The sequence below is a fragment of the Actinomyces capricornis genome, from assembly GCF_019974135.1.
Classification (GTDB): domain Bacteria; phylum Actinomycetota; class Actinomycetes; order Actinomycetales; family Actinomycetaceae; genus Actinomyces; species Actinomyces capricornis.
This window is the reverse complement of sequence record NZ_AP025017.1, coordinates 211,334-231,314: the sequence shown is the minus strand read 5'-3', so window position 1 is coordinate 231,314 and position 19,981 is coordinate 211,334. Positions and strand designations below refer to the sequence as shown.

Annotated in this window: 20 protein-coding genes; 18 read left to right on the top strand and 2 right to left on the bottom strand. The window is 73.3% G+C overall.

All coding sequences use genetic code 11. The annotated features are described in order from the left end of the window. Positions 1–168 precede the first annotated feature (168 nt). The 7 genes from lepB to MANAM107_RS00940 all read left to right on the top strand — a co-directional run bounded on the left by lepB (position 169) and on the right by MANAM107_RS00940 (position 7,185). Positions 169–1,143: a signal peptidase I gene (gene lepB, locus MANAM107_RS00970; protein ID WP_223909971.1), complete on the top strand. Its 975-nt coding sequence runs from the start codon at positions 169–171 to the stop codon at positions 1,141–1,143. Positions 1,144–1,153: 10 nt separating this feature from the next. Continuing rightward, entirely contained in the window at positions 1,154–1,906 is a 753-nt protein-coding gene (gene rnhB / locus MANAM107_RS00965) for a ribonuclease HII (protein ID WP_223909967.1), read from the top strand. 97 nt (positions 1,907–2,003) lie between these two features. Then, entirely contained in the window at positions 2,004–2,309 is a 306-nt protein-coding gene (locus tag MANAM107_RS00960; protein ID WP_026426588.1) for a DUF2469 domain-containing protein, read from the top strand. Positions 2,310–2,475: 166 nt separating this feature from the next. Beyond that, positions 2,476–2,898 (top strand): YraN family protein, encoded by a 423-nt coding sequence (locus MANAM107_RS00955; RefSeq protein ID WP_223909963.1) that lies wholly within the window; start codon positions 2,476–2,478, stop codon positions 2,896–2,898. Next, a complete protein-coding gene (locus MANAM107_RS00950; RefSeq protein ID WP_223912667.1) occupies positions 2,898–4,472 on the top strand; it encodes a YifB family Mg chelatase-like AAA ATPase in 1,575 nt (524 codons plus the stop codon). Before MANAM107_RS00955 ends, MANAM107_RS00950 begins: the two co-directional genes overlap by 1 nt. Before the next feature lie 41 nt (positions 4,473–4,513). After that, positions 4,514–6,010: a DNA-processing protein DprA gene (locus MANAM107_RS00945; protein ID WP_223909959.1), complete on the top strand. Its 1,497-nt coding sequence runs from the start codon at positions 4,514–4,516 to the stop codon at positions 6,008–6,010. 197 nt (positions 6,011–6,207) lie between these two features. Beyond that, positions 6,208–7,185, top strand: coding sequence for a tyrosine recombinase XerC (locus MANAM107_RS00940; RefSeq protein WP_223909956.1), 978 nt, complete (start codon positions 6,208–6,210; stop codon positions 7,183–7,185). A 29-nt stretch (positions 7,186–7,214) separates the two neighbouring features. Here MANAM107_RS00940 and MANAM107_RS00935 read toward each other — a convergent pair whose 3' ends face one another. Beyond that, complete coding sequence (locus MANAM107_RS00935; protein ID WP_223909953.1) at positions 7,215–8,312, bottom strand: serine hydrolase domain-containing protein; 1,098 nt, start codon at positions 8,310–8,312, stop codon at positions 7,215–7,217. Positions 8,313–8,505: 193 nt separating this feature from the next. Between MANAM107_RS00935 and MANAM107_RS13000 the strand changes: the two genes are divergently transcribed. Continuing rightward, entirely contained in the window at positions 8,506–9,027 is a 522-nt protein-coding gene (locus MANAM107_RS13000; protein ID WP_263421908.1) for a helix-turn-helix transcriptional regulator, read from the top strand. Between the two features lie 81 nt (positions 9,028–9,108). On the opposite strand, the gene MANAM107_RS00920 is transcribed toward MANAM107_RS13000, so the two are convergent. After that, complete coding sequence (locus MANAM107_RS00920; RefSeq protein WP_223909950.1) at positions 9,109–9,777, bottom strand: murein hydrolase activator EnvC family protein; 669 nt, start codon at positions 9,775–9,777, stop codon at positions 9,109–9,111. Between the two features lie 673 nt (positions 9,778–10,450). On the opposite strand from MANAM107_RS00920, the gene rpsB reads away from it, so the two are divergent. From rpsB to MANAM107_RS00870, 10 genes are all read left to right on the top strand, one after another. Beyond that, on the top strand, positions 10,451–11,338 hold the full coding sequence (gene rpsB / locus MANAM107_RS00915) for a 30S ribosomal protein S2 (protein WP_223909948.1): 888 nt from the start codon (positions 10,451–10,453) through the stop codon (positions 11,336–11,338). A 49-nt stretch (positions 11,339–11,387) separates the two neighbouring features. Next, positions 11,388–12,227, top strand: coding sequence for a translation elongation factor Ts (tsf, locus tag MANAM107_RS00910; RefSeq protein ID WP_179900588.1), 840 nt, complete (start codon positions 11,388–11,390; stop codon positions 12,225–12,227). 221 nt (positions 12,228–12,448) lie between these two features. After that, entirely contained in the window at positions 12,449–13,201 is a 753-nt protein-coding gene (pyrH, locus tag MANAM107_RS00905) for a UMP kinase (protein ID WP_179900589.1), read from the top strand. Between the two features lie 52 nt (positions 13,202–13,253). Next, on the top strand, positions 13,254–13,811 hold the full coding sequence (gene frr, locus MANAM107_RS00900) for a ribosome recycling factor (protein WP_223909945.1): 558 nt from the start codon (positions 13,254–13,256) through the stop codon (positions 13,809–13,811). A 52-nt stretch (positions 13,812–13,863) separates the two neighbouring features. Beyond that, complete coding sequence (locus MANAM107_RS00895) at positions 13,864–14,793, top strand: phosphatidate cytidylyltransferase (RefSeq protein ID WP_223909943.1); 930 nt, start codon at positions 13,864–13,866, stop codon at positions 14,791–14,793. An 88-nt stretch (positions 14,794–14,881) separates the two neighbouring features. Then, positions 14,882–16,150 (top strand): dual-specificity RNA methyltransferase RlmN, encoded by a 1,269-nt coding sequence (rlmN, locus tag MANAM107_RS00890; RefSeq protein WP_223909940.1) that lies wholly within the window; start codon positions 14,882–14,884, stop codon positions 16,148–16,150. Beyond that, positions 16,147–16,692, top strand: coding sequence for a DivIVA domain-containing protein (locus MANAM107_RS00885; RefSeq protein WP_179901352.1), 546 nt, complete (start codon positions 16,147–16,149; stop codon positions 16,690–16,692). The genes rlmN and MANAM107_RS00885 overlap by 4 nt, the downstream gene beginning before the upstream one ends. A gap of 16 nt (positions 16,693–16,708) precedes the next feature. Then, positions 16,709–18,004 carry a 1-deoxy-D-xylulose-5-phosphate reductoisomerase gene (dxr, locus tag MANAM107_RS00880; protein WP_223909927.1) on the top strand — a complete coding sequence of 432 codons (1,296 nt, stop codon included), beginning with the start codon at positions 16,709–16,711 and terminating at the stop codon, positions 18,002–18,004. Then, on the top strand, positions 18,001–19,323 hold the full coding sequence (locus MANAM107_RS00875; protein ID WP_223909924.1) for a M50 family metallopeptidase: 1,323 nt from the start codon (positions 18,001–18,003) through the stop codon (positions 19,321–19,323). The genes dxr and MANAM107_RS00875 overlap by 4 nt, the downstream gene beginning before the upstream one ends. 9 nt (positions 19,324–19,332) lie before the next feature. Beyond that, positions 19,333–19,926, top strand: a complete 594-nt coding sequence (locus MANAM107_RS00870) for a hypothetical protein (RefSeq protein WP_223909921.1) — start codon at positions 19,333–19,335, stop codon at positions 19,924–19,926. Positions 19,927–19,981 lie beyond the last annotated feature (55 nt).

Here is a 19,981-nt window from a genome sequence, read left to right as displayed (position 1 = left end):
CGCCCCGGGGCCGGCCAGGCCCCGGGGCCGCCTGCATCAGCGGCCCGTCGCACCACCCCACCAGGCGGCCCGCCCCCGGCGTCCCAACGCCTGGGCGCCCCCCACCCCCGACCCGACCAACTGAACCCAGCACAGGACCAGGCCGCCCATGACGAGGAAAGGGAGACGGTGAGAGCACCGCACGACGATGCCCCCGGCAGCCCTCCCGCGCCTGCCCGCCCGGAGCTGGCCCCCACCCTCGATGAGGACGAGGCTCCCGTCCGCACCGCGGCCAGTGCCCCCACCAGCCCCTCGCCACAGGACGCGGCCGACCCGGGCGATGACCAGCCCGATGGCCCAGATGGTCCGGAGGGCGCCGAGCACCTCGAGGAGCTCGCGGCCCCCGCCGTCCTGCCCCCCTCCATCCCGCCCCGACGGCGCCCCGTGCCATCCATCGCCCCGGCCGCCCCCGAGCCGCGCCGCCCACGCCTGCGCTTCCCCTCCACCCTGACCGTCTTCGTCGTCATCCTGCTCCTCGCGGCGCTGTTCAAGACCTACGTCCTGCAGACCTATGAGATCCCCTCGGGCTCCATGGAGGACACCCTGCGCTCAGGGGACCAGGTGGCGGTGACCATGTACGACTCCGAGCAGATCGAGCGGGGCGACGTCGTGGTCTTCACCGACCCCGACAACTGGCTGGATGTCACCGAGCCCACCGGCCTGCGCGGCCTGCTCCAGGACACCCTCGAGCTCGTCCGGCTCCTGCCCCAGGACACCGGGCACCACCTCATCAAGCGCGTCATCGGCGTGGGCGGAGACCACATCGTGGCCGATGGACAGGGCTCCCTGAGCGTCAACGGCGTCCCCGTGGACGAGTCCTACCTCAAGCCCGGCACTCTGGCCTCCGAGGTGCCCTTCGACGTCGTCGTGCCCGAGGGGCATGTGTGGGTCATGGGGGACAACCGCTCCAACTCCGCCGACTCCCGCTTCCACCGCACCGACGCCCACGGCGGCTTCGTGCCCCGGGAGAACATCGTGGGCGTGGCCAAGTCCGTCATCTGGCCCATCGATCGATGGGAGGGCCTGGGCGAGGGCCGCGAGATCTTCGCCCAGGTGGACCAGCAGGCCCAGGACGCCGATCCGGCGGCCCAGGAGGGCCAGTGAGCGGGGGCCGGTGAGCCCGCGGGCCCGCCTCCTGCCCGACCGGGCCCTGGAGACCGAGCTGCTGGCGGGCACCGATCTGGTCGCCGGCATGGACGAGGTGGGGCGCGGTGCGCTGGCCGGCCCGGTCAGTGTGGGACTCGCGGTGGTCTCCCGGTCCACCCCCGCCCAGATGCCCCCGGGCCTGGCCGACTCCAAGCAGCTGACCGCCCGGCGCCGCCAGGCCCTGGTGGCCCCGGTGCGCCAGTGGGTGGTGGACTGCGCGGTGGCCCACGCCTGGCCCCAGGAGATCGACGGGCTGGGGATCATGGGCGCGCTCAGGCTCGCAGGCCTGCGGGCCCTGGAGGAGGTCGGCCGGCGCGGGCACCGGCCCGGTGCCATCATCCTGGACGGCACCGCCAACTGGCTGGCCCCACCGTCCGCGGATCTGCTGGAGGGCCTTGATCCCGCCCACGCCCCGCAGGCCGCTGCGCCCGGCGTGCCGCGGGCGGGGCGGGACGACGGCGGTGACGCTGGTGGTGCGCTGCCGCCGGTGCGCATGGAGGTCAAGGCCGATGCGCGCTGCGCCGTCGTGGCCGCGGCCTCCGTCCTGGCCAAGGTCGAGCGCGACGGGCTCATGGAGGAGCTGGCCGACCCCGGCTACGGGTGGGCCTCCAACAAGGGCTACGCCAGCCCCGCCCACATCCGTGCCCTGGCGCGCCTGGGTGCCGGTGAGCAGCACCGCCGCAGCTGGCGCCTGCCCGGCCTGGACGGCCCCTCCCGCTGAGGCCGGGCACTGCTCTCGGGAGGGCGGCGGGACGGGCATGCCGACTCGCCCGAGCAGCCTCGCAGCGGCGGGGCGGCGGGGCGGGCATGATGGCCCGGTGAGCGCTGAAGACCTCGAGGCCTATGAGAACGAGCTGGAGCTCTCCCTGTACCGGGAGTACCGCGACGTCGTCTCGCTGTTCTCCTATGTGGTGGAGACCGAGCGCCGCTTCTACCTGGCCAATGCCGTGGACGTCCAGGTGCGGGGCAACGGCGAGGAGGTCTTCTTCGAGCTGACCCTGGAGGACGCCTGGGTGTGGGACATCTACCGCACTTCCCGGTTCGTCAAGTCCGTGCACGTGGTCACCTTCAAGGACGTCAACGTCGAGGAGCTGACCAAGCTGGAGATGGACATCCCCTCCTAGACCGAGGCCCGGGGCGGGCGCCTGGGGCGCCACTACCGGATTGGCGGTATCCCGCGGTGAGCCGGTCACCCCAGGTCGGCCTGCTGCACCCTTCCTCCACAGGGCCGCTGTCGTCCACGGCACGAGCCGGCGGCCGCGGCCCATCCTGGTGGCGGAGGTGATCACCGTGCCCCTGACCATCGCGGAAACCGTAGAGCCCCGCAGTGCCGAGCGGGCCCGCACCGGGCGCCACGGCGAGGACCTGGCCGCCGCCTACCTCGCCGATATCGGCTGGCGGGTCCTGGATCGCAACTGGCGGCCCGGCAGCGGGCTGCGCGGCGAGCTCGATCTCATCGCCCTGGAGACGAGTCCCCACGGCGCCCGACCATCCCTGGTGGTGGTCGAGGTCAAGACCCGCCGCTGCCTGCGCCAGGGCCCACCGGCGGCCGCGGTGGACGGGCGCAAGCTCGCCCGCCTGCGGGCGCTGGCCGCGGCCTGGGCCGCTGCGCACCGGGTCGACCACTCGGGGCTGCGCATCGATGTCATCTCGGTGCTGCTGCCCGAGACGGGCCCCGCCCAGCTGCGCCACCACCGGGGAGTGGGGCTGTGATGGGCCTGGCACGCACTCTGGCCATCACCCTGACCGGTCTGCGCGGGCACGTGGTCGAGGTCGAGGCCCACTGCGCCCAGGGGCTGCCCGGCTTCACCCTCGTGGGCCTGCCCGACGCCGCCGTGCGAGAGTCGCGCGAGCGGGTGCGCGCCGCCCTGAGCAGCTGCGGCGTCACCTGGGGGGAGCACCGCCTGACCGTCAACCTCTCACCGGCGGACCTGCGCAAGAGCGGCACCGGACTGGACCTGGCCCTGGCTCTGGCGGTGCTGGGCGCCCGCGGCAGGCTCGGTGCGGGGGCCGCCGCGCAGCTGGGGCGGACGGTCTACATCGGCGAGCTCGGCCTGGACGGCTCGGTCCACCCGGTGCGCGGCGTGCTGCCCTGCGTCCAGGCGGCCGTGAGCGCCGGGATCGAGGAGATCGTCGTCGCCCAGGGCGCCGCGGCCGAGGCCGGGCTCGTGCCGGGGGCCCGGGTGACGGCGGTGTCCCATGTGGGCCAGCTCGTGGAGCGCTACGGCGGCCGGCTGCCCGCAGCGCTGGCCTCCACCGTGGCCCGGATCGGGGAGCAGGCGCGGGCCTGTCCGCAGGAGGAATCGGGGCAGCCGGCACCTGAGCAGCCCGATCTCGCCGACGTCGTCGGCCAGGCCGGGGCCCGCCACGCCCTGGAGGTGGCCGCCGCCGGGGGCCACCACCTGCTCATGGTGGGGCCCCCGGGCGCCGGCAAGACGATGCTGGCCGAGCGCCTGCCCTCCATCCTGCCGCCCTTGGAGCAGGCCGACGCCGTGACAGTCACGGCCATCCACTCCGTGGCCGGGACCTTCAACCCCGATGCGGGCCTCATCACCGCTCCTCCCCTGCGCAGCCCCCACCACACCGCCACCCGGGCGGCCGTGGTCGGCGGGGGATCGGGCATGCCCCGTCCCGGGGACATCTGCCTGGCCCACCGGGGGGTGCTCTTCCTGGATGAGGCCCCGGAGTTCAGCGCCGGGATCCTGGACTGCCTGCGCCAGCCGCTGGAGTCGGGGACCGTGACCATCGACCGCGCGGGCGGACGGGCCACCTACCCTGCCGCCTTCCAACTGGTCCTGGCGGCCAACCCGTGCCCCTGTGGGAAGGCGGGGGGACGGGGCCTGGAGTGCACCTGCACCTCCCTGCAACGGCGCCGCTACTTCTCCCGCCTGTCCGGCCCGCTGCTGGACCGGGTGGACATCCAGGTGGAGGTCGAGGCGGTCACCATCGCCGACCTCACCAGGGCCGGCGCGGCCGAGCCCAGCGCCGTCGTCGCCCAGCGCGTGGCCCAGGCGCGCGAGCGCACCAGGCGCCGCCTCGCGGGCACTCCCTGGGCGCTCAATGCGGAGGTACCCGGCTCCTACCTGCGCGGCCCCGACGGCGGCCTGCCGGATGCGCTGGGCAAGCGCCTCATCGCGGCCATGGAGCGCGGCGACCTGTCCCTGCGCGGGGTGGACCGCGTCCTGCGGCTGACCTGGACGCTGGCCGACCTCGAAGGGACCACCACCCCCACTCTCACCCACCTCGGGACCGCCCTGGCCCTGCGAACCTCAGGAGCACGACCATGAACCAGGTACCAGCCGACCTGCCTGACGCCCACCCTTCCGGAATGCCGGTTGGACAGCCTGCCGGGCCGACCGGCGACGATGCGCCGCCCGGTCGGGGTGCGCCGGCCCATCGCGCGGCTCGCCTGCCCTACGACCACCACGATCCCGCCCTGGCCTGTGCCACCTGGTCCCGCCTGGCCGAGCCCGCCGACCAGGCCGCCAGCGCCCTGGTCGGCGCCCTGGGGGCCGCAGGGGCCTTGGACTGGCTGCTGGCCGAGGCCCTGGACGCCCGGGGAGAGCCTCGCAGTGCTCCTCCTCCGCCCCTGCCCGCCGGTGGGGAGGGGGCCCGGGCCAGTGCGCACTGGGCCCAGGCGGTCTCCCGGTGGGCGCCGCGCCTGGAGGGCCTGGACATCCGTCGCGAGCTCGACATCCTCGACAGGCTGGCCGGGAGCCTCATCATCCCCGGTGACCCGTGGTGGCCCCCGGGTCTCGATGAGCTGGAGCACCCGCCCTTCTGCCTGTGGCTGCGCGGAGACCCGGCCCTCCTGGTCAGCGCCCGGGACCTCAGGGCCGCCTCCGGTATCGGAGGGCCCTCCACTGGCGGCCCCGGTTGCGAGGGCACTGATGGCGCCGAGGGCCCCGGGAGTCCCGGGAGCGCGGAGAGTCCTGGGGGTGCCGGGGGCGGTGCTGGTGGCCAGCCGGCCGGCGGCAGTGGTGGAGGCCGGGGCCACGGCACTCCCATGCGGGAGGGCCGTATGCCTGCGGGCCCGGCCAGCGGCAGCAGTATTGCGCTGGTCGGCGCCCGCGCCTCGACGCGCTACGGGGATGAGGCCGCCAGTGCCCTGGCCTCGGGCGTGACGGCGCGCGGCGCCCTGGTCATCTCCGGCGGGGCCTTCGGCGTGGATGCCCGCGCCCACTGCGGCGCCCTGGCGGCGGGGCCCACGCTGTCAGTGGCGGCCGGGGGAGTGGACCGCCTCTACCCGGCCGGCAATGCCGAGCTCCTCCAGGCGGTCATCGCCGACGGCGCCCTGGTGGCCGAGGTCCCGCCCGGCTGCCAGCCGGCCCGGCACCGCTTCCTCACCCGCAATCGGCTCATCGCCGCCATGGCCGGGGCCACGATTGTCGTGGAGGCCGCCTGGCGCTCCGGGGCACTGTCCACCGCCCATCACGCGATGGAGCTGGGCAGGCCCGTGGGCGCTGTGCCGGGCCCCATCACGTCGATGGCCTCGGTGGGGTGCCACCGCCTCCTGCGCAAAGGCGCCGTCTGCATCACCGACGTCGATGACGCCCTGGAGCTCGTGGGCCCCCTGGGCGCCGTCGACGCCGACGCCGCCAGGGCCGAGGACCCGCGCCTGGCGGGGGACGGGCTGTTGGACGGGCTGGACCCTGCCAGCGCCGTCGTCCTGGATGCCCTGCCCGCACGGGCCTCCACCACTGCTGAGGCCGTGGCCCGGGCCAGTGGGCTCTCCGTGCGCGAGGCCACCGCGGCCCTGGGCATCCTCGAGCTCGCGGGACGGGCGGAGCGCGGCGGCAAGGGCTGGAGGCGCCGATCCCCGTGAGGGGCTGCGCCAGCCCCTGGTCGAGGAGCATGAGAAGCATGCGGCCGCCGCGGTCCGCAGATCTCTCCCCGGCACAGCCGCCGCGGCCAGAATGCTGTGATCGGCCCCGCAAGCCCTATACAGCCCGACAGGAGGGTGGGGCGGAGCAACGCCCGGGCCTCGGCGGCGCTGAGCCCCACCGCGGCTATGGTGGGCGCATGACGTCATCCGCCGGCCGGGTGCCAGCCGCTGGCGTGCGCGCCCCCGGCACGCGCGGGCAGCTCCTGGCCGCCTACCAGCGGCACATGTCCCTCCAGCGCGGCATGTCCAAGCACACCGTGCGCGCCTACCTCGGCGACCTGGCGGACCTGCTCGGCTTCCTCGGCGTCGGGCGCCAGGACGAGGAGCCCACCGGCCCCGCCCTAGCCAGCATCGACCTGGCCGACCTGCGCGCCTGGCTGGCCCAGCTCGCCGCCGACGGCCAGGCCCGCGCCACACTGGCCCGCCGCGCCGCCTCCGTGCGCGCCTTCTGCGCCTGGGCCCACCGCGAGGGACTGTTGCCCACCGACCCCTCCACCCGGCTGCGAGCGCCGCGCCCCGACAACCGCCTGCCCAGCGTGCTGAGCACCGACCAGGCCTCCCGGCTCATGGAGACCGCCGCCCGCCTCGCCCGCGACAGTGACCCCGAGACCAGGCCCCTGGCCGTGCGCGACGCCGCCATCCTGGAGACCCTCTACGCCACCGGGGTGCGGGTCTCCGAGCTCGTGGGCCTGGACATCGGCGACCTCGACGAGGGCCAGCGCACCCTGCGCGTCCTGGGCAAAGGAGGCAAGGAGCGCACCGTCCCCTACGGCCTGCCCGCCTCCCGAGCACTGGAGGCCTGGCTGGCCGTGCGCGGCGGGCTGCGCGCCGACGACGCCGGGCCCGCGCTCTTCCTGGGCGCTCGCGGGCGCCGCATCGACCCGCGCATCGTGCGCGAGGTCATCCACCGGCTGTGCACCGCGGCGGGCGTGCCCGACCTGGGGCCCCACGGCCTGCGCCACAGCGCCGCCACCCATGTGCTCGGCGGGGGAGCGGACCTGCGCAGCGTCCAGGAGATCCTGGGCCACTCCTCCCTGGCCACCACTCAGCGCTACACCCACGTCTCGGCCGAGCGCCTGCGCTCCGTCTACGACCAGGCCTTCCCCCGGGCCTGAGGCGGCGGCCAGCCGCCGTCCGGTGGAACTCACCCCTGTTGCCTGGCCAAGCGCCGGGCGATGGACAGGTGGACGGCGAAGGAGCGCCGCATCTGCGCCGTCGAGTGGAAGTTCATCACCACATGGGTGCGCTGCCTGGGGTAGTAGAAGCAGTGCGCGGCTGACAGGCCGATGCCTCCTACCGGTTCGGGCAGGCCCCGCAGGATGAGCGGCATGAACTCGCTGAAGCGGATCGTGGCCAGGCCGGTGCCGTAGTGGATACCCGGGCGCAGCCGCGACAATGGCCGGGCCATGCGCGCCAGGTGCGGGGCGTCGACCAGCCCCTTCTCATGCAGCGCTACCTGGAAGCGTGCCAGATCCTCGGCTGTGGACACAGCGCCCCCGTCTGCCGAGCCCACGGTCAGGGCCCGCATTCGGCTGACCTCATGTCCGCCGATCCACATGGGCGCGATATCCAGGCGGCCCAGCTCCTCATCCGTGGCGGTGGTATGCGGCTGGCCGGTGCGCTCCATGCCCGCCGGCTTGAACACGTGCCTGCTCAGGAGCTCGGTGAAGGGGGCGGCGGCAATCCGCTCCAGGGTGCACAGGATCAGGGCGTAATTGGCATCCGAATAGCTGAAGCGCTCACCCGGCCTGCCTGTGGGTGGCAGGCCGGCGGTCTGCTCCAGGACCTGGGCGGGGCTCCAGTGGCGGTCCGGTGCGTCGATGAAGCGGGACAGGGAGCACTCGGTGCTGTGCCGACGTGGAGGCATGAGCGGATCGGGAAGGCCGGAGCGGTGACTGAGCAGGTGGGCCACGGTCACATCCCGGTGCAGGTTGACGCCGGGGGCCGCGGGCAGCGTGCGGAGGTCGAGCCCGGGCGCGAGGTCGCCAACGGGGGAGTCCAGGGTCAGCAGGCCCTTGTGGGCCAGCCTGGCTGTCAGGGCGGCCACGAAGGTCTTGCCGATGCTTGCGGTGTGGAAGGGCTGGTCGATGGCGCCGAAGGAGAAGCGCACCCCTGGCGCCGCCACCAGCACCTGCGGTGGTGGTAGCCCGCGCCTGCGGGCGGTGGCCTTGACCAGTGCCGAGTGCAGCGAGGTCTCGCACCAGTGCTGGAAGGAACGGTGGGAGTCCGGGTCGGAGCTCATGGTCACCTCTCAAAGACATGTCTATGAGAGATAATATGAACGATCCTTGTCCTCGGGTCAAGGCTCCTGTGGCGAGCTCGGGTTTCGTGGGATGCCGGGGGCGTGCAGGGCCGGTGCCGATTGCAGGTTGTCGGTGGGCCCGGTGATACGCGGACAGGCCGCTGACGTCGTCGGCCGCGCTTAGGATCGCCCCATGGCGAATGTGATCCTGGGGCTGCTCCTCCTGCGCACCATGAGCCTGTACGACCTCGTGCGCGCCTTCGAGGCCGGCGTCTCGCTCTTCTACTCCGCCAGCTCCGGCAGCATCAAGCGCGCCCTGGACGACCTGCTGTCCCGAGGCCTGGTGGAGGCCGAGCCGGTCCGCCCCGGCACCAGGGGCCGCAAGGCCTACCGCGTCACCAAGGCGGGACGGCATGCCTTCGAGCAGTGGATGCTCAGCGCCCCCGCCGAGTCCGACGCCGAGCGGGCCATGCTCTCCCGCCTCTACTTCCTGGGCCTGCTGAAGGCCCCGGAGCGCAGCAGGGTCATCAGCGCAATCCGTACCCGATTGGAGGCGGACCTGGCCCGGCTGGAGGCGGTCAGCCGCCAGGTCGACGACGTACAGGTACCCGCCGACATGGAGGAGGTGGCCCGCTACCAGCGGGCCACCCTGGACTACGGCCTGGCCTCCTACCGCCACGCCCTGGAGTGGGCCCGGAACCACCTCGCGCCCTGAGCGCCCTGCCCGGATACGCGCCGGGCGCAGTGCATCAGAGCCCGAGCCGCCTCACTCCCTGGCTCGTGTGGCCCGCCCCGCTCATCCCTCCGCCGGCTTGAGTCGGATGACCGGGGGCTGGAGCAGTCGCAGGGGATTGACATAGGTCTTGGGACCGGTGCGCGCGCCCCAGTGCAGGGCGCTCACCCCATCGTCTCGGTGCCCGGCCAGCAGGGTCCCGATCACCTCCCCGCGGGCCACTGCCCGGCCTGCGCTCACCGCCGGCTCCACCGGCTCATAGGTGGTGCGGATCCCATCGGCGTGGTCCACCGAGACCACCGGCCGTCCGGCCACCACCCCGGCGAAGGCCACCACGCCGTCGCCCGCGCTGCGCACCTGCGAGCCCTCCGGCGCCGCCAGGTCCACGCCGCGATGGCCGCGCCCCCACACCACCGCCGGAGGGTCGAAGCCCTCCACCACCGGGGCCGGCCCGCCCGTGGGCCAGGAGTAGCGCCCCCGGCCGCGCGGCGCACCGCCCGCGGGAGCCGCCGCCATCGGCCCGCCGGTGCCTGCCACCGCCCGGGTGTGCCACGAGGGCGCGACCTCGCGCATGACGGCGCCGGTCTCCCAGGTCGCGGATGCCGTGAGCGCTGCCGGGGCTGCTGGGGCGCCAGAGGCCGCCAGGGAGCCAAGGGCCGCCGGGGCGTCCGCAGGGGCGGCGCCCGCTGGTGTCATGCCCGCGCAGGCCGCGACCACCAGGGCGACGAGCACGCCCGCTGCGGCTCTGGCGGCTCTGTGCGCCCTGGCCGGACTGGCAGCGCTGGTCGCCCTGAAGGCCGGGGCGCCCCGATGCGCCGGTGCGCGGTGAGGGGGCGGAGCGGAGCTCGGTGCGGCCAGGGGCCGGGCGAGGAGCCCGAGGCGCATCAGCGCAACGGAGAGCAGCGGTAGGACTGGCACGGGGATGATGGAGGTCATGGGCCCACCATCGAGCGCACAGGGCCCGGGTGCACGCCGGCCGATCAGCCCTGTGGACAAGGAGTGCAGGAGTGCCGCCTGTGGTGACCGGGACGACTCCGTATTCCGCGGAAGAGGCCTCCTGATGGCGCCGTGCCCTGTGGTAGCCTCGCCCCCGCAGCTTTCTGCGGGTCGCGCCGGAACTGAATCGGCCGTGGGCCGCAGGGGCTGACTTCGCGTGCCCGCACCCGAGCCCTCGGGATGTCCCTTCCGGATGACGCAGCCGCGGTCCCGCCCTCCCCGGAGGACGGGCGGTTGCGCGTCGCGGGCACCAGGCCCCGCAGCCACCGGGCAGGCCCAGCCTGCCACCGGCGCACCACGCGGGGGCAACCAGAAAACACACCACATGGGACGCCGCCGCTCCGGCGGATCACGTCCCCCGAATGACACGCGCGCCGAGCAACCTCTCGGCACGCACGGAAGGACCGTCATGGCCGTCGTCACCATGCGCCAGCTCCTGGACAGCGGTGTCCACTTCGGGCACCAGACCCGCCGCTGGAACCCCAAGATGAAGCGCTTCATCCTCACCGAGCGCAACGGCATCTACATCATCGACCTCCAGCAGTCCATCGAGGGCATCAACACCGCCTACGACTTCATCAAGGAGATCGTCGCCCGCGGCGGGAACATCCTGTTCGTCGGCACCAAGAAGCAGGCGCAGGCCGCCGTGGCCGAGCAGGCCCAGCGCGTGGGCATGCCCTACGTCAACCAGCGCTGGCTGGGCGGCATGCTCACCAACTTCTCCACCGTGCGCGCCCGCCTGGACCGCATGAAGGAGCTCGAGCAGATCGACTTCGACGATGTGGCCGGCTCGGGCCGCACCAAGAAGGAGCTGCTCATGATGCGCCGCGAGAAGGACAAGCTCCAGCGCACCCTGGGCGGAATCCGCGACATGAACAAGCTCCCCGCCGCCGTGTGGGTGGTGGACACCAAGAAGGAGCACCTGGCCATCTCCGAGGCCCAGAAGCTCGGCATCCCCGTCATCGCCATCCTCGACACCAACTGCGACCCCGACGAGGCCACCTACGGCATTCCCGGCAACGACGACGCCATCCGCGCCGTGAGCCTGCTGACCCGCGTCGTCGCCGACGCCACCGCCGAGGGCCTGCTGGCCCGCTCCGGGGGCCGCGTGCGCACCGGTGAGGAGGCCGAGGTCGCCGCCCCCGAGGCCGAGCCGCTGCCCGAGTGGGAGGCCGAGCTCCTCGCCGGTGCTGAGGCCGCCGACGCCGCTGCCGCCCAGGCCCCCGCCGCCGAGCCGGTCGCTGCTGCTGAGGCTCCCGCCGCCGAGGCCCCCGCCGCGGGCGCCGAGCAGGCCTGAGCGCCTCCCACGCACACCATCCCCGTCACAGATTCTCCAGGAGACATACATGGCGAACTACACCACCGCTGACATCAAGGCGCTGCGCGAGCAGACCGGCGCCGGCATGCTCGACGTCAAGAAGGCCCTCGACGAGGCCGGCGGCGACACCGAGAAGGCCATCGAGATCATCCGCGTCAAGGGACTCAAGGGCATCGCCAAGCGCGAGGGCCGCAGCGCCTCGGCCGGCCTCATCGCCGCCCGCGTCGTGGACACCGACAAGGGCCAGGTCGGCGTCCTGGTCGAGATCAACGCCGAGACCGACTTCGTGGCCAAGAACCAGAAGTTCCTCGACTACGCCGAGCAGGTCCTCACCGCCGCCCTGGACTCCGGTGCCCAGGACGCCGAGGCCCTGGCCGAGGTCGAGGTCGACGGCTCGAGCGTCAAGGACCTCACCGACGGCATGCAGGCCGTCATCGGCGAGAAGATCGTCGTGCGCCGCGTGGGCCGCATCGAGGCCCCCAAGGTCGAGCTCTACCTGCACCGCACCAACCCCGACCTGCCCGCCCAGGTCGGCGTGCTCGTGGGCACCGACGAGGCGGCCGCTGAGGCCGCCCACGACGTGGCCATGCACATCGCCGCCTACTCCCCGGCCTACGCCACCCGCGAGGACGTTCCCGCCGAGGTCGTGGACAAGGAGCGCGCCATCGCCGAGGAGACCACCCGCGCCGAGGGCAAGCCCGAGAAGGCCATCCCCAAGATCGTCGAGGGGCGCCTGGGCGGCTTCTTCAAGGAGAACGTGCTGGTCGAGCAGGCCTTCGCCAAGGACCCCAAGACCACCGTCGGCAAGGTGGTCGAGGCCACTGGCGGCGAGCTCATCGGCTTCGTGCGCTTCCGCGTCGGCGCCTGATCCCAGCCGGTTCCTGACAGGAGCGGGTGAGCACACCTGTGCTCACCCGCTCCTTCAGTCAATGAGGCGTTCTCGCCGAGGGCCCGGCCGCCCGCAGCGCTGGGCCGGTCGAGCGCGTCGGGTGCGGTCGGGCCCCGCGGGGGCGTTCGGCGGCGGCCGAACGCGGTAGGCTGTCCCGAGCGCCTGAGCACCACAGCAACCAGACCCAGGAGGCCCCGCCCATGAGTGAGTCCCCGGAACGCGACGACCGCGTTGCTCACGGACAGCATCCCCGCCGAGTGCTCCTCAAGCTCTCCGGCGAGGTCTTCGGAGGCGGGGCGGTGGGACTCGACCCCGACGTTGTGGCCGACGCCGCCCAGCAGATCGCCCAGGCCGTGGCCCAGGGGGTCCAGGTCTCCGTCGTCGTGGGCGGGGGCAACTTCTTCCGCGGCGCCGAGCTCTCCGCCCGCGGCATGGACCGGGCCCGGGCCGACTACATGGGCATGCTCGGCACCGTCATGAACGCCCTGGCCCTCCAGGACTTCATCGAGAAGGCCGGGACCCCCGCCCGGGTCCAGACGGCTATCGCCATGGGCCAGGTCGCTGAGAGCTACGTGCCGCTGCGCGCCATCCGACACATGGAGAAGGGGCGCGTCGTGGTCTTCGGGGCCGGCGCCGGCCTGCCCTACTTCTCCACCGACACCGTCTCGGCCCAGCGCGCCCTGGAGACCCACTGCGACGAGCTCCTCGTGGGCAAGAACGGCGTCGACGGCGTCTACACCGCCGACCCCCGCAAGGACCCCAGCGCCGAGCTCCTGGACTACCTGACCTACGAGCGGGCCCTGGTCGAGGGCCTCCAGGTGGTCGACGCCTCCGCCTTCGCCCTGTGCCGCGACAACGGCCTGTCCATGCGCGTCTTCGGCATGGGGGAGCCGGGCAACATCACCCGCGCCCTGCTGGGTGAGAGGATCGGCACGCTCGTCAGCAAGGACTGAGGGCCCCGCCCCCACCACCACCAGCCACCACCCACGCGAACAAGGAAGCACCATGATCGACGACGTCATGCTCGAGGCAGAGGACAAGATGGACAAGGCCCTGGAGGCCGCCGTCCGCGAACTGGCCTCCATCCGCACCGGCCGCGCCAACCCCTCCATGTTCAACGGGATCATGGTGGACTACTACGGCGCCCCCACCCCGCTCCAGCAGCTGGCCTCCATCACCATCCCCGAGGCCCGCACCGTCCTGGTCAGCCCCTTCGACCGCTCCGCCATGAAGGACGTCGTCACCGCGATCCGCGAGTCCGACCTGGGCGTCAACCCCACCGACGACGGCACCGTCATCCGCGTCAACCTCCCGGCCCTGACCGAGGAGCGGCGCAAGGACTACGTCAAGCTCGCCCGCTCCCGGGCCGAGGACTCCCGCGTCCAGGTCCGCGGCATCCGCGGCAAGGCCAAGAAGGAGCTGGAGGCCATCAAGAAGGACGGCGAGGCCGGGGAGGATGAGGTCAAGCGCGCCGAGGGCGAACTGGACGCCCTGACCAAGCGCTTCGTGGAGCAGATCGACGCCGCCCTGGCCACCAAGGAGGGCGAGCTGCTGGAGGTCTGAGCCCACCGGCCCGCCAGCACCGAGCACCACCCGCACCCCTGACGATCAGCCCGTGAGCACCATGCTGAGCCCGCGCCCCACGCGCAACCGCGACCCCCTGCCCGCCACCGGCAGGGCCGGGCGCAACCTGCCCGCCGCCCTGGCGGTCTCCGCCCTCCTCATCGCCCTGGTGGTGGTGCCGCTCATGGTCGACACGATCCTCTTCGTCCTGGTCGCGGTCATCGCCGTCTGCGGGGCGCTGTGGGAGCTGGCCGCCGCCTTCGCCCGCAAGGGCATCCGCCTGCCCCTGGCCCCTCTGTGGCTGGGAACCCTGGGGATCGCGGTGAGCGCCTGGCAGGTGGGGGCCGAGGCGGCCTTCGGCGCCTACGCGGCCACCGCCGGGGCCTGCGTGCTGTGGAGCTTCATGGACCAGGCCGAGGCCGACACCGGCACCGCCCTGGAGGAGGCGGGCGTGGACGTGCCGCGCACCGACGCCCACGACGTCGTGCGCCGCTCCCGCTCGGCCTCCGCCGTCGCCTCCGTCTTCGCCGCCACCTACCTGCCCTTCCTGGCCGGCTACGCCGTCCTGCTGACCGCCCAGGACCAGGGGATGGCCAAGGTCCTCCTGCTCATCGGCCTGCCGGTGGCCAACGACACCGGGGGATGGCTGGTGGGGGTGACCCTGGGGCGCCACCCGATGGCCCCCTCCGTGTCGCCCAAGAAGTCCTGGGAGGGATTCATCGGCTCCCTGCTGGCCACCGTGGGCGCCGGGGTGGGAGCCATGCACCTCATGGGCGGGCCCCTGTGGGCCGGCGCCGCCCTGGGCGCCGGCATCGTGGTGGTCTCCACCCTGGGGGACCTGGGCGAGTCGCTGCTCAAACGTGACCTGGGCCTGAAGGACATGGGTACCCTCCTGCCGGGGCACGGGGGCATCATGGACAGGCTGGACTCCATCCTGGTGGCGGCCCCCGTCGTCTACGTCTTCAGCCTCCTGGTCCTTTAGGCCTCCTGGCGGCGCGGGCGCAGGAGCCGCTGGCACCGCGGCCCTGCCCGCCCACCACGACCCCATCCGCAACGGAAAGGAAGCGCCCGTGAGCCCCGCCCGCACTCCGCGCACCGGCCGCCCCGAGCCCGTGGCCATCCGGCGCGCCCCGGCGCGGCCGCGCCCCGGTGAGGTGCAGGTGCTGCCCACCGACCAGCCCCCCGAGGGCGCCACCAGCCCCGACGCCCGCCCCCGCCTGTCCTTCGCGGTCCCCCCGGCACGGGGCAAGGCCCCCCGCCACCTGGCCGACCTCGACCTGGCCGGGCGCAAGGCCGCCCTGAAGGACTCCGGGCTGCCGGGCTTCCGCGCCGACCAGCTCTCACGCCACTACTTCACCCACCTGACCCGCGACGCCGCCGAGATGACCGACCTGCCCGCCGGCCAGCGCGAGCAGCTGTGCGCCGAGCTCCTGCCCGAGCTCATCCACGAGGTGCGGGCCCTGCGCGCCGACGGCGGGCGCACCATCAAGCACCTGTGGGAGCTGCACGACGGCGTGCGCGTGGAGTCGGTCCTCATGCGCTACAAGGACCGCACCACCCTGTGCGTCTCCTCCCAGGCCGGCTGCGGCATGGCCTGCCCCTTCTGCGCCACCGGCCAGATGGGGCTGACCCGCAACCTGTCCACCGCCGAGATCATCGAGCAGGTGCGCCATGCCGCCCGCCTGTCCGCCGACGGCGGCCTGACGGGAGGACCGGCGCGCCTGTCCAACGTGGTCTTCATGGGCATGGGCGAGCCGATGATCAACTACAAGAGCGTCGTGGCCGCCCTCCACCGGCTCATTGACCCCGCCCCCCACGGCTTCGGCCTGTCCGCCCGCGGCGTGACCGTCTCCACCGTGGGCCTGGTGCCCCTCATCCGCAGGCTGGCCGGCGAGGGCATGCCCGTCACCCTGGCCGTCTCGCTGCACGCCCCCGACGACGAGCTGCGCGACGAGCTCATCCCGGTCAACTCCAAGTGGAAGGTCGGTGAGCTGCTCGACGCCGCCCACGACTACTTCCGCACCACCGGCAGGCGCGTGTCCATCGAGTACGCCCTCATCAAGGACATGAACGACCACGCCTGGCGCGCCCAGATGCTCGCCGATGAGCTCAATCGGCGGGGCAGCGGATGGGCCCACGTCAACCCCATCCCGCTCAATCCCACACCGGGCTCCATCTGGACCTGCTCCGAGCCCGGGGTCCAGGATACTTTTGTCGATACGCTGCGTCGTGCAGGCATCACCACCACGGTGCGGGACACTCGTGGCAGTGACATCGACGGCGCCTGCGGCCAGTTGGCGACCGAGGTACTCAACCAGGAGAAGGCTAAGACGCGATGAGCAGCATGTTCCCCAAGTCGGCGCTCCTGCGACCGGGCTACCGCCCCGAGCAGGTCGACCGCTACTTCGAGACGGCCCGTGAGATCTACGACGCCGGTGAGCTCAACGAGATGGACTCTGAGGGCGTGCGCACGGTCGCCTTCGACGTCGTGCCCGGCGGTTACCAGCCGGTGGCGGTCGACGCCGCCCTGGACCGCCTCGAGGCCGCCTTCCTCCAGCGCCGACGCGCCAGCTTCGTGGCCCAGCACGGCCGCCAGGCCTGGATGGACCAGGTCACCCAGCTGGCCACCACCCTCTACCCGCGCCTGCTGCGCCCCATCGGCGAGCGCTTCGCCCCCGCGGGCCGCCAGGGCTACTCCAAGGCCGACGTCGATGCCCTCATGGACCGCATCGCCGGCTACTTCGACTCCGACACCACCCTGACCTCCGCCGAGGTGCGCGGGGCGGTCTTCCGCGCCGCCCGCGGCTCCAAGGCCTACGAGGAGTCCAGTGTGGACCGCTACCTGGCCCGCGTCGTCGAGGTGCTGCTGTCCGTTGAGTGATCCGGCCCCCCACTGTATGACCGATCCCGGCCGCCTGGTTCTGCTGGGCTCCACCGGCTCCATCGGCACCCAGGCCCTGGAGGTCCTCACCCGCCTGGGCGACCGGGCCCCGGCCCTGGCCGCCCTGGCCGCCGGGGGAGGACGCCTCGACCTCCTGGCCGAGCAGGCCGTGCGCTTCGGCGTCCCCCTGGTGGCCATCAGCGCCCCGGGGGGCCCGGCCCAGACGGCAGGGACGGCTGGGGCGGCGGAGGGGGACCTGCGCCGCGCCCTGGCGGCGGCCTCCCAGCGCCTGGGCCGCCCCGACCCGGTCACCACCATCCTCACCGGCCCGAGCGCCGCCACCCAGATCATCGAGGCCGCCGCCCTGGGCGAGGGCGACACCGTCCTCAACGGCATCACCGGCTCCGTGGGGCTCCTGCCGACCCTGGCGGCCCTGCGCACCGGCGCCCGCCTGGCCCTGGCCAACAAGGAGTCCCTCGTCGTGGGCGGGGCCCTGGTGCGCGCCGCGCTCAGGCGCCCGGGCCAGGTGGTCCCGGTGGACTCCGAGCACTCCGCCATCGCCCAGGCCCTGGCCAGTGGGCGCCACGAGAAGGGCCTGACCAGCCCGGTGCTCTCGGGCCGCAGCGAGGTGCGCCGCCTCATCCTGACCGCCTCGGGGGGCCCCTTCCGCGGCCGCAGCCGCCAGGAGCTGGTGGGTGTGGGCGCCGACGCGGCCCTGGCCCACCCCACCTGGGCCATGGGGCCGGTGGTCACCATCAACTCCTCCACCCTCATCAACAAGGGCCTGGAGCTCATCGAGGCCCACCTGCTCTTCGACGTCGACCCCGCCGACATCGAGGTCGTCGTCCACCCCCAGTCCGTCATCCACTCCATGGTGGAGTTCCGCGACGGGGCCACCATCGCCCAGGCCTCCCCGCCTGATATGCGACTGCCCATCGCCCTGGGCCTGACCTGGCCCCAGCGCCCCGACCTGTCCGGCCTCGTGGCCCCCAACGACTGGAGCACGCCACTGGCCTGGGACTTCGAGCCCCTCGACGACGCCGCCTTCCCCGCCGTGGCCCTGGCCCGCCGCGCCGTGGAGGCCTCGGCCACCCACCCCGCGGTGCTCAACGCCGCCAACGAGCAGGCCGTGGCCGCCTTCCTGGCCGGGGGCCTGGAGTGGCTGGACATCGTGGAGATCAGCGCCCAGGTCCTCCAGGAGCACGAGGGCCTGGCCGCCCCGGGCCTTGAGGAGGTCCTGGAGGCGGAGCAGTGGGCGCGCGCCCGCGCCGAGGAGCTCATCGCCCGCACCCGCACGCAAGGAGCCTCATGACCCAGACCCTGGCCTACGCCCTGGGCATCGTCATCCTCATCATCGGCATCGGCCTGTCCGTGGCCCTGCACGAGCTGGGGCACATGATCCCCGCCAAGCGCTTCGGGGTGAAGGTGACCGAGTACTTCATCGGCTTCGGCCCCCGGGTCTGGTCGATCAGGCGCGGGGAGACCGAGTACGGCGTCAAGGCCATCTGGCTGGGCGGCTACGTCAAGCTCGTGGGCATGCTCCCCCCGGAGAACCCCGCGCGCCCCGACAAGCGCGACAAGAACGGCGAGCTGGGAGCGGTGGGCCAGGCCCGCGCCGAGGCCCTGGAGGAGATCGAGCCCGGCCAGGAGCACCGCGCCTTCTACCGGCTCAGTGTTCCGCGCAAGCTCGTGGTCATGGCCGGGGGGATCCTGACCAACCTGGTCCTGGGGGTCGTGCTCCTGACCATCGCCTTCGCCGTCGTGGGCCCACCGGCCCGCACCTCTACCCTGTCCACTGTCGCGCCCTGCGTGACGGCCCATGCCGGGGCCGAGTGCTCCGAGGAGGACCCGGCCTCACCGGCCGCGCAGGCGGGCTTGAGGGCCGGGGACACCATCCGCGCCTGGAACGGCACCCCGGTGACCACCTGGGCCCAGGTCCAGCAGGCCATCGCCGATGGCGGCACCCGGCCCGCGCAGGTCGACATCGAGCGCGACGGCCGCCGGCAGAGCGTGAGCCTCACCCCGGTGGAGGTCGAGCGCCCCCTCCGCGATGACCAGGGCATGCCGGTCACCGACGACTCGGGCGCCGTCGTCACCGAGAAGCGGCCCTTCGTGGGCGTCAGCCCCGTCATCGGCACCCAGCGCCTGCCCGCCTCCCAGGTGCCCGCCGTCGTGGGCCAGGCCGTGGGCGGCACCCTCAAGGCCATCGCCACCCTCCCCGTGGGCCTCTACCACGCCGTCGCGGCGGGCCTGGGCCTGGAGGAGCGCAACGCGGAGGGCCTCATCGGCCTGGTGGGCCTGGGGCGCGTGGCGGGCCAGGCCTCCAGCGCGGAGGCCGGGCAGGGCACGGTGGCCTTCTCCGTGCGCGTCTTCCTCATGCTCAGCCTCCTGGGCGGGCTCAACCTGGCGCTGTTCGCCTTCAACCTCATCCCCCTGCTGCCCCTGGACGGGGGGCATGTGGCCGGAGCCTGCTGGGAGGGCCTGCGCCGCGCCATCGCCAGGGCCAAGGGCCGCCCCGACCCCGGCCCGGTGGACACCGCCCGGCTCATCCCCGTGGGCCAGGTGGTCTTCGGCCTGCTCATCGTCATGGCGCTCATCCTGGTCTGGGTCGATATCGTCGCGCCCCTGTGAGGAGGACTCATGAGCACTGGTAGCGCCCCCACTCCCGGGGAGGCCCCCACTTCCAGGGCTTCCGAGCGCGTCGAGGCCCCGCTCCCGCCCGGCGGTCAGGAGGAGGGCGGTGCCGCCGATGCGGACCGCAGGCCGTCCTGGGCCGAGCGGACGCGCAGCCTGGAGAGATCCCTGTACCTCCTCCAGCTCCCCATGGTGATCCTTCTCGCCATATGGACCGCCGTGGTCCGCGCCGCCATCCCCGGCTGGCTCTCCATCTTCTACATCGGCCTCTTCCTGCCGATGATCGTGGCGGGCCAGCTCCTCATCTGGGCGGTGTCGGCATGGGCCAACCGACGCAAGACGGCCAAGCGGATGAACGCCTCGGCGGCCTGGGGCTACCTGGTCTTCCTCATCTGCTTCTTCCTCCTGCCGCTCATCCTGCCTGACGGCGACGATCAGAGGATGGTGGACTCCGTGCTCACCGCCGTGGGCGTGGACGACGTCGTGGCGTTCAACATCTCCCTGATCGTCATGGCTGCAGGCATCGCGGCTGGGGCGGTAGCCCTGTTCTGCTCCCTGGCCCCTGTCGAGGACCGACCCGAGCCCTCCACGGACCAGTAGCCGGGCCCGCCCGGGGCGCGGGCCGTGGGGACCGATGCCACAGTGTGGTCGCGCC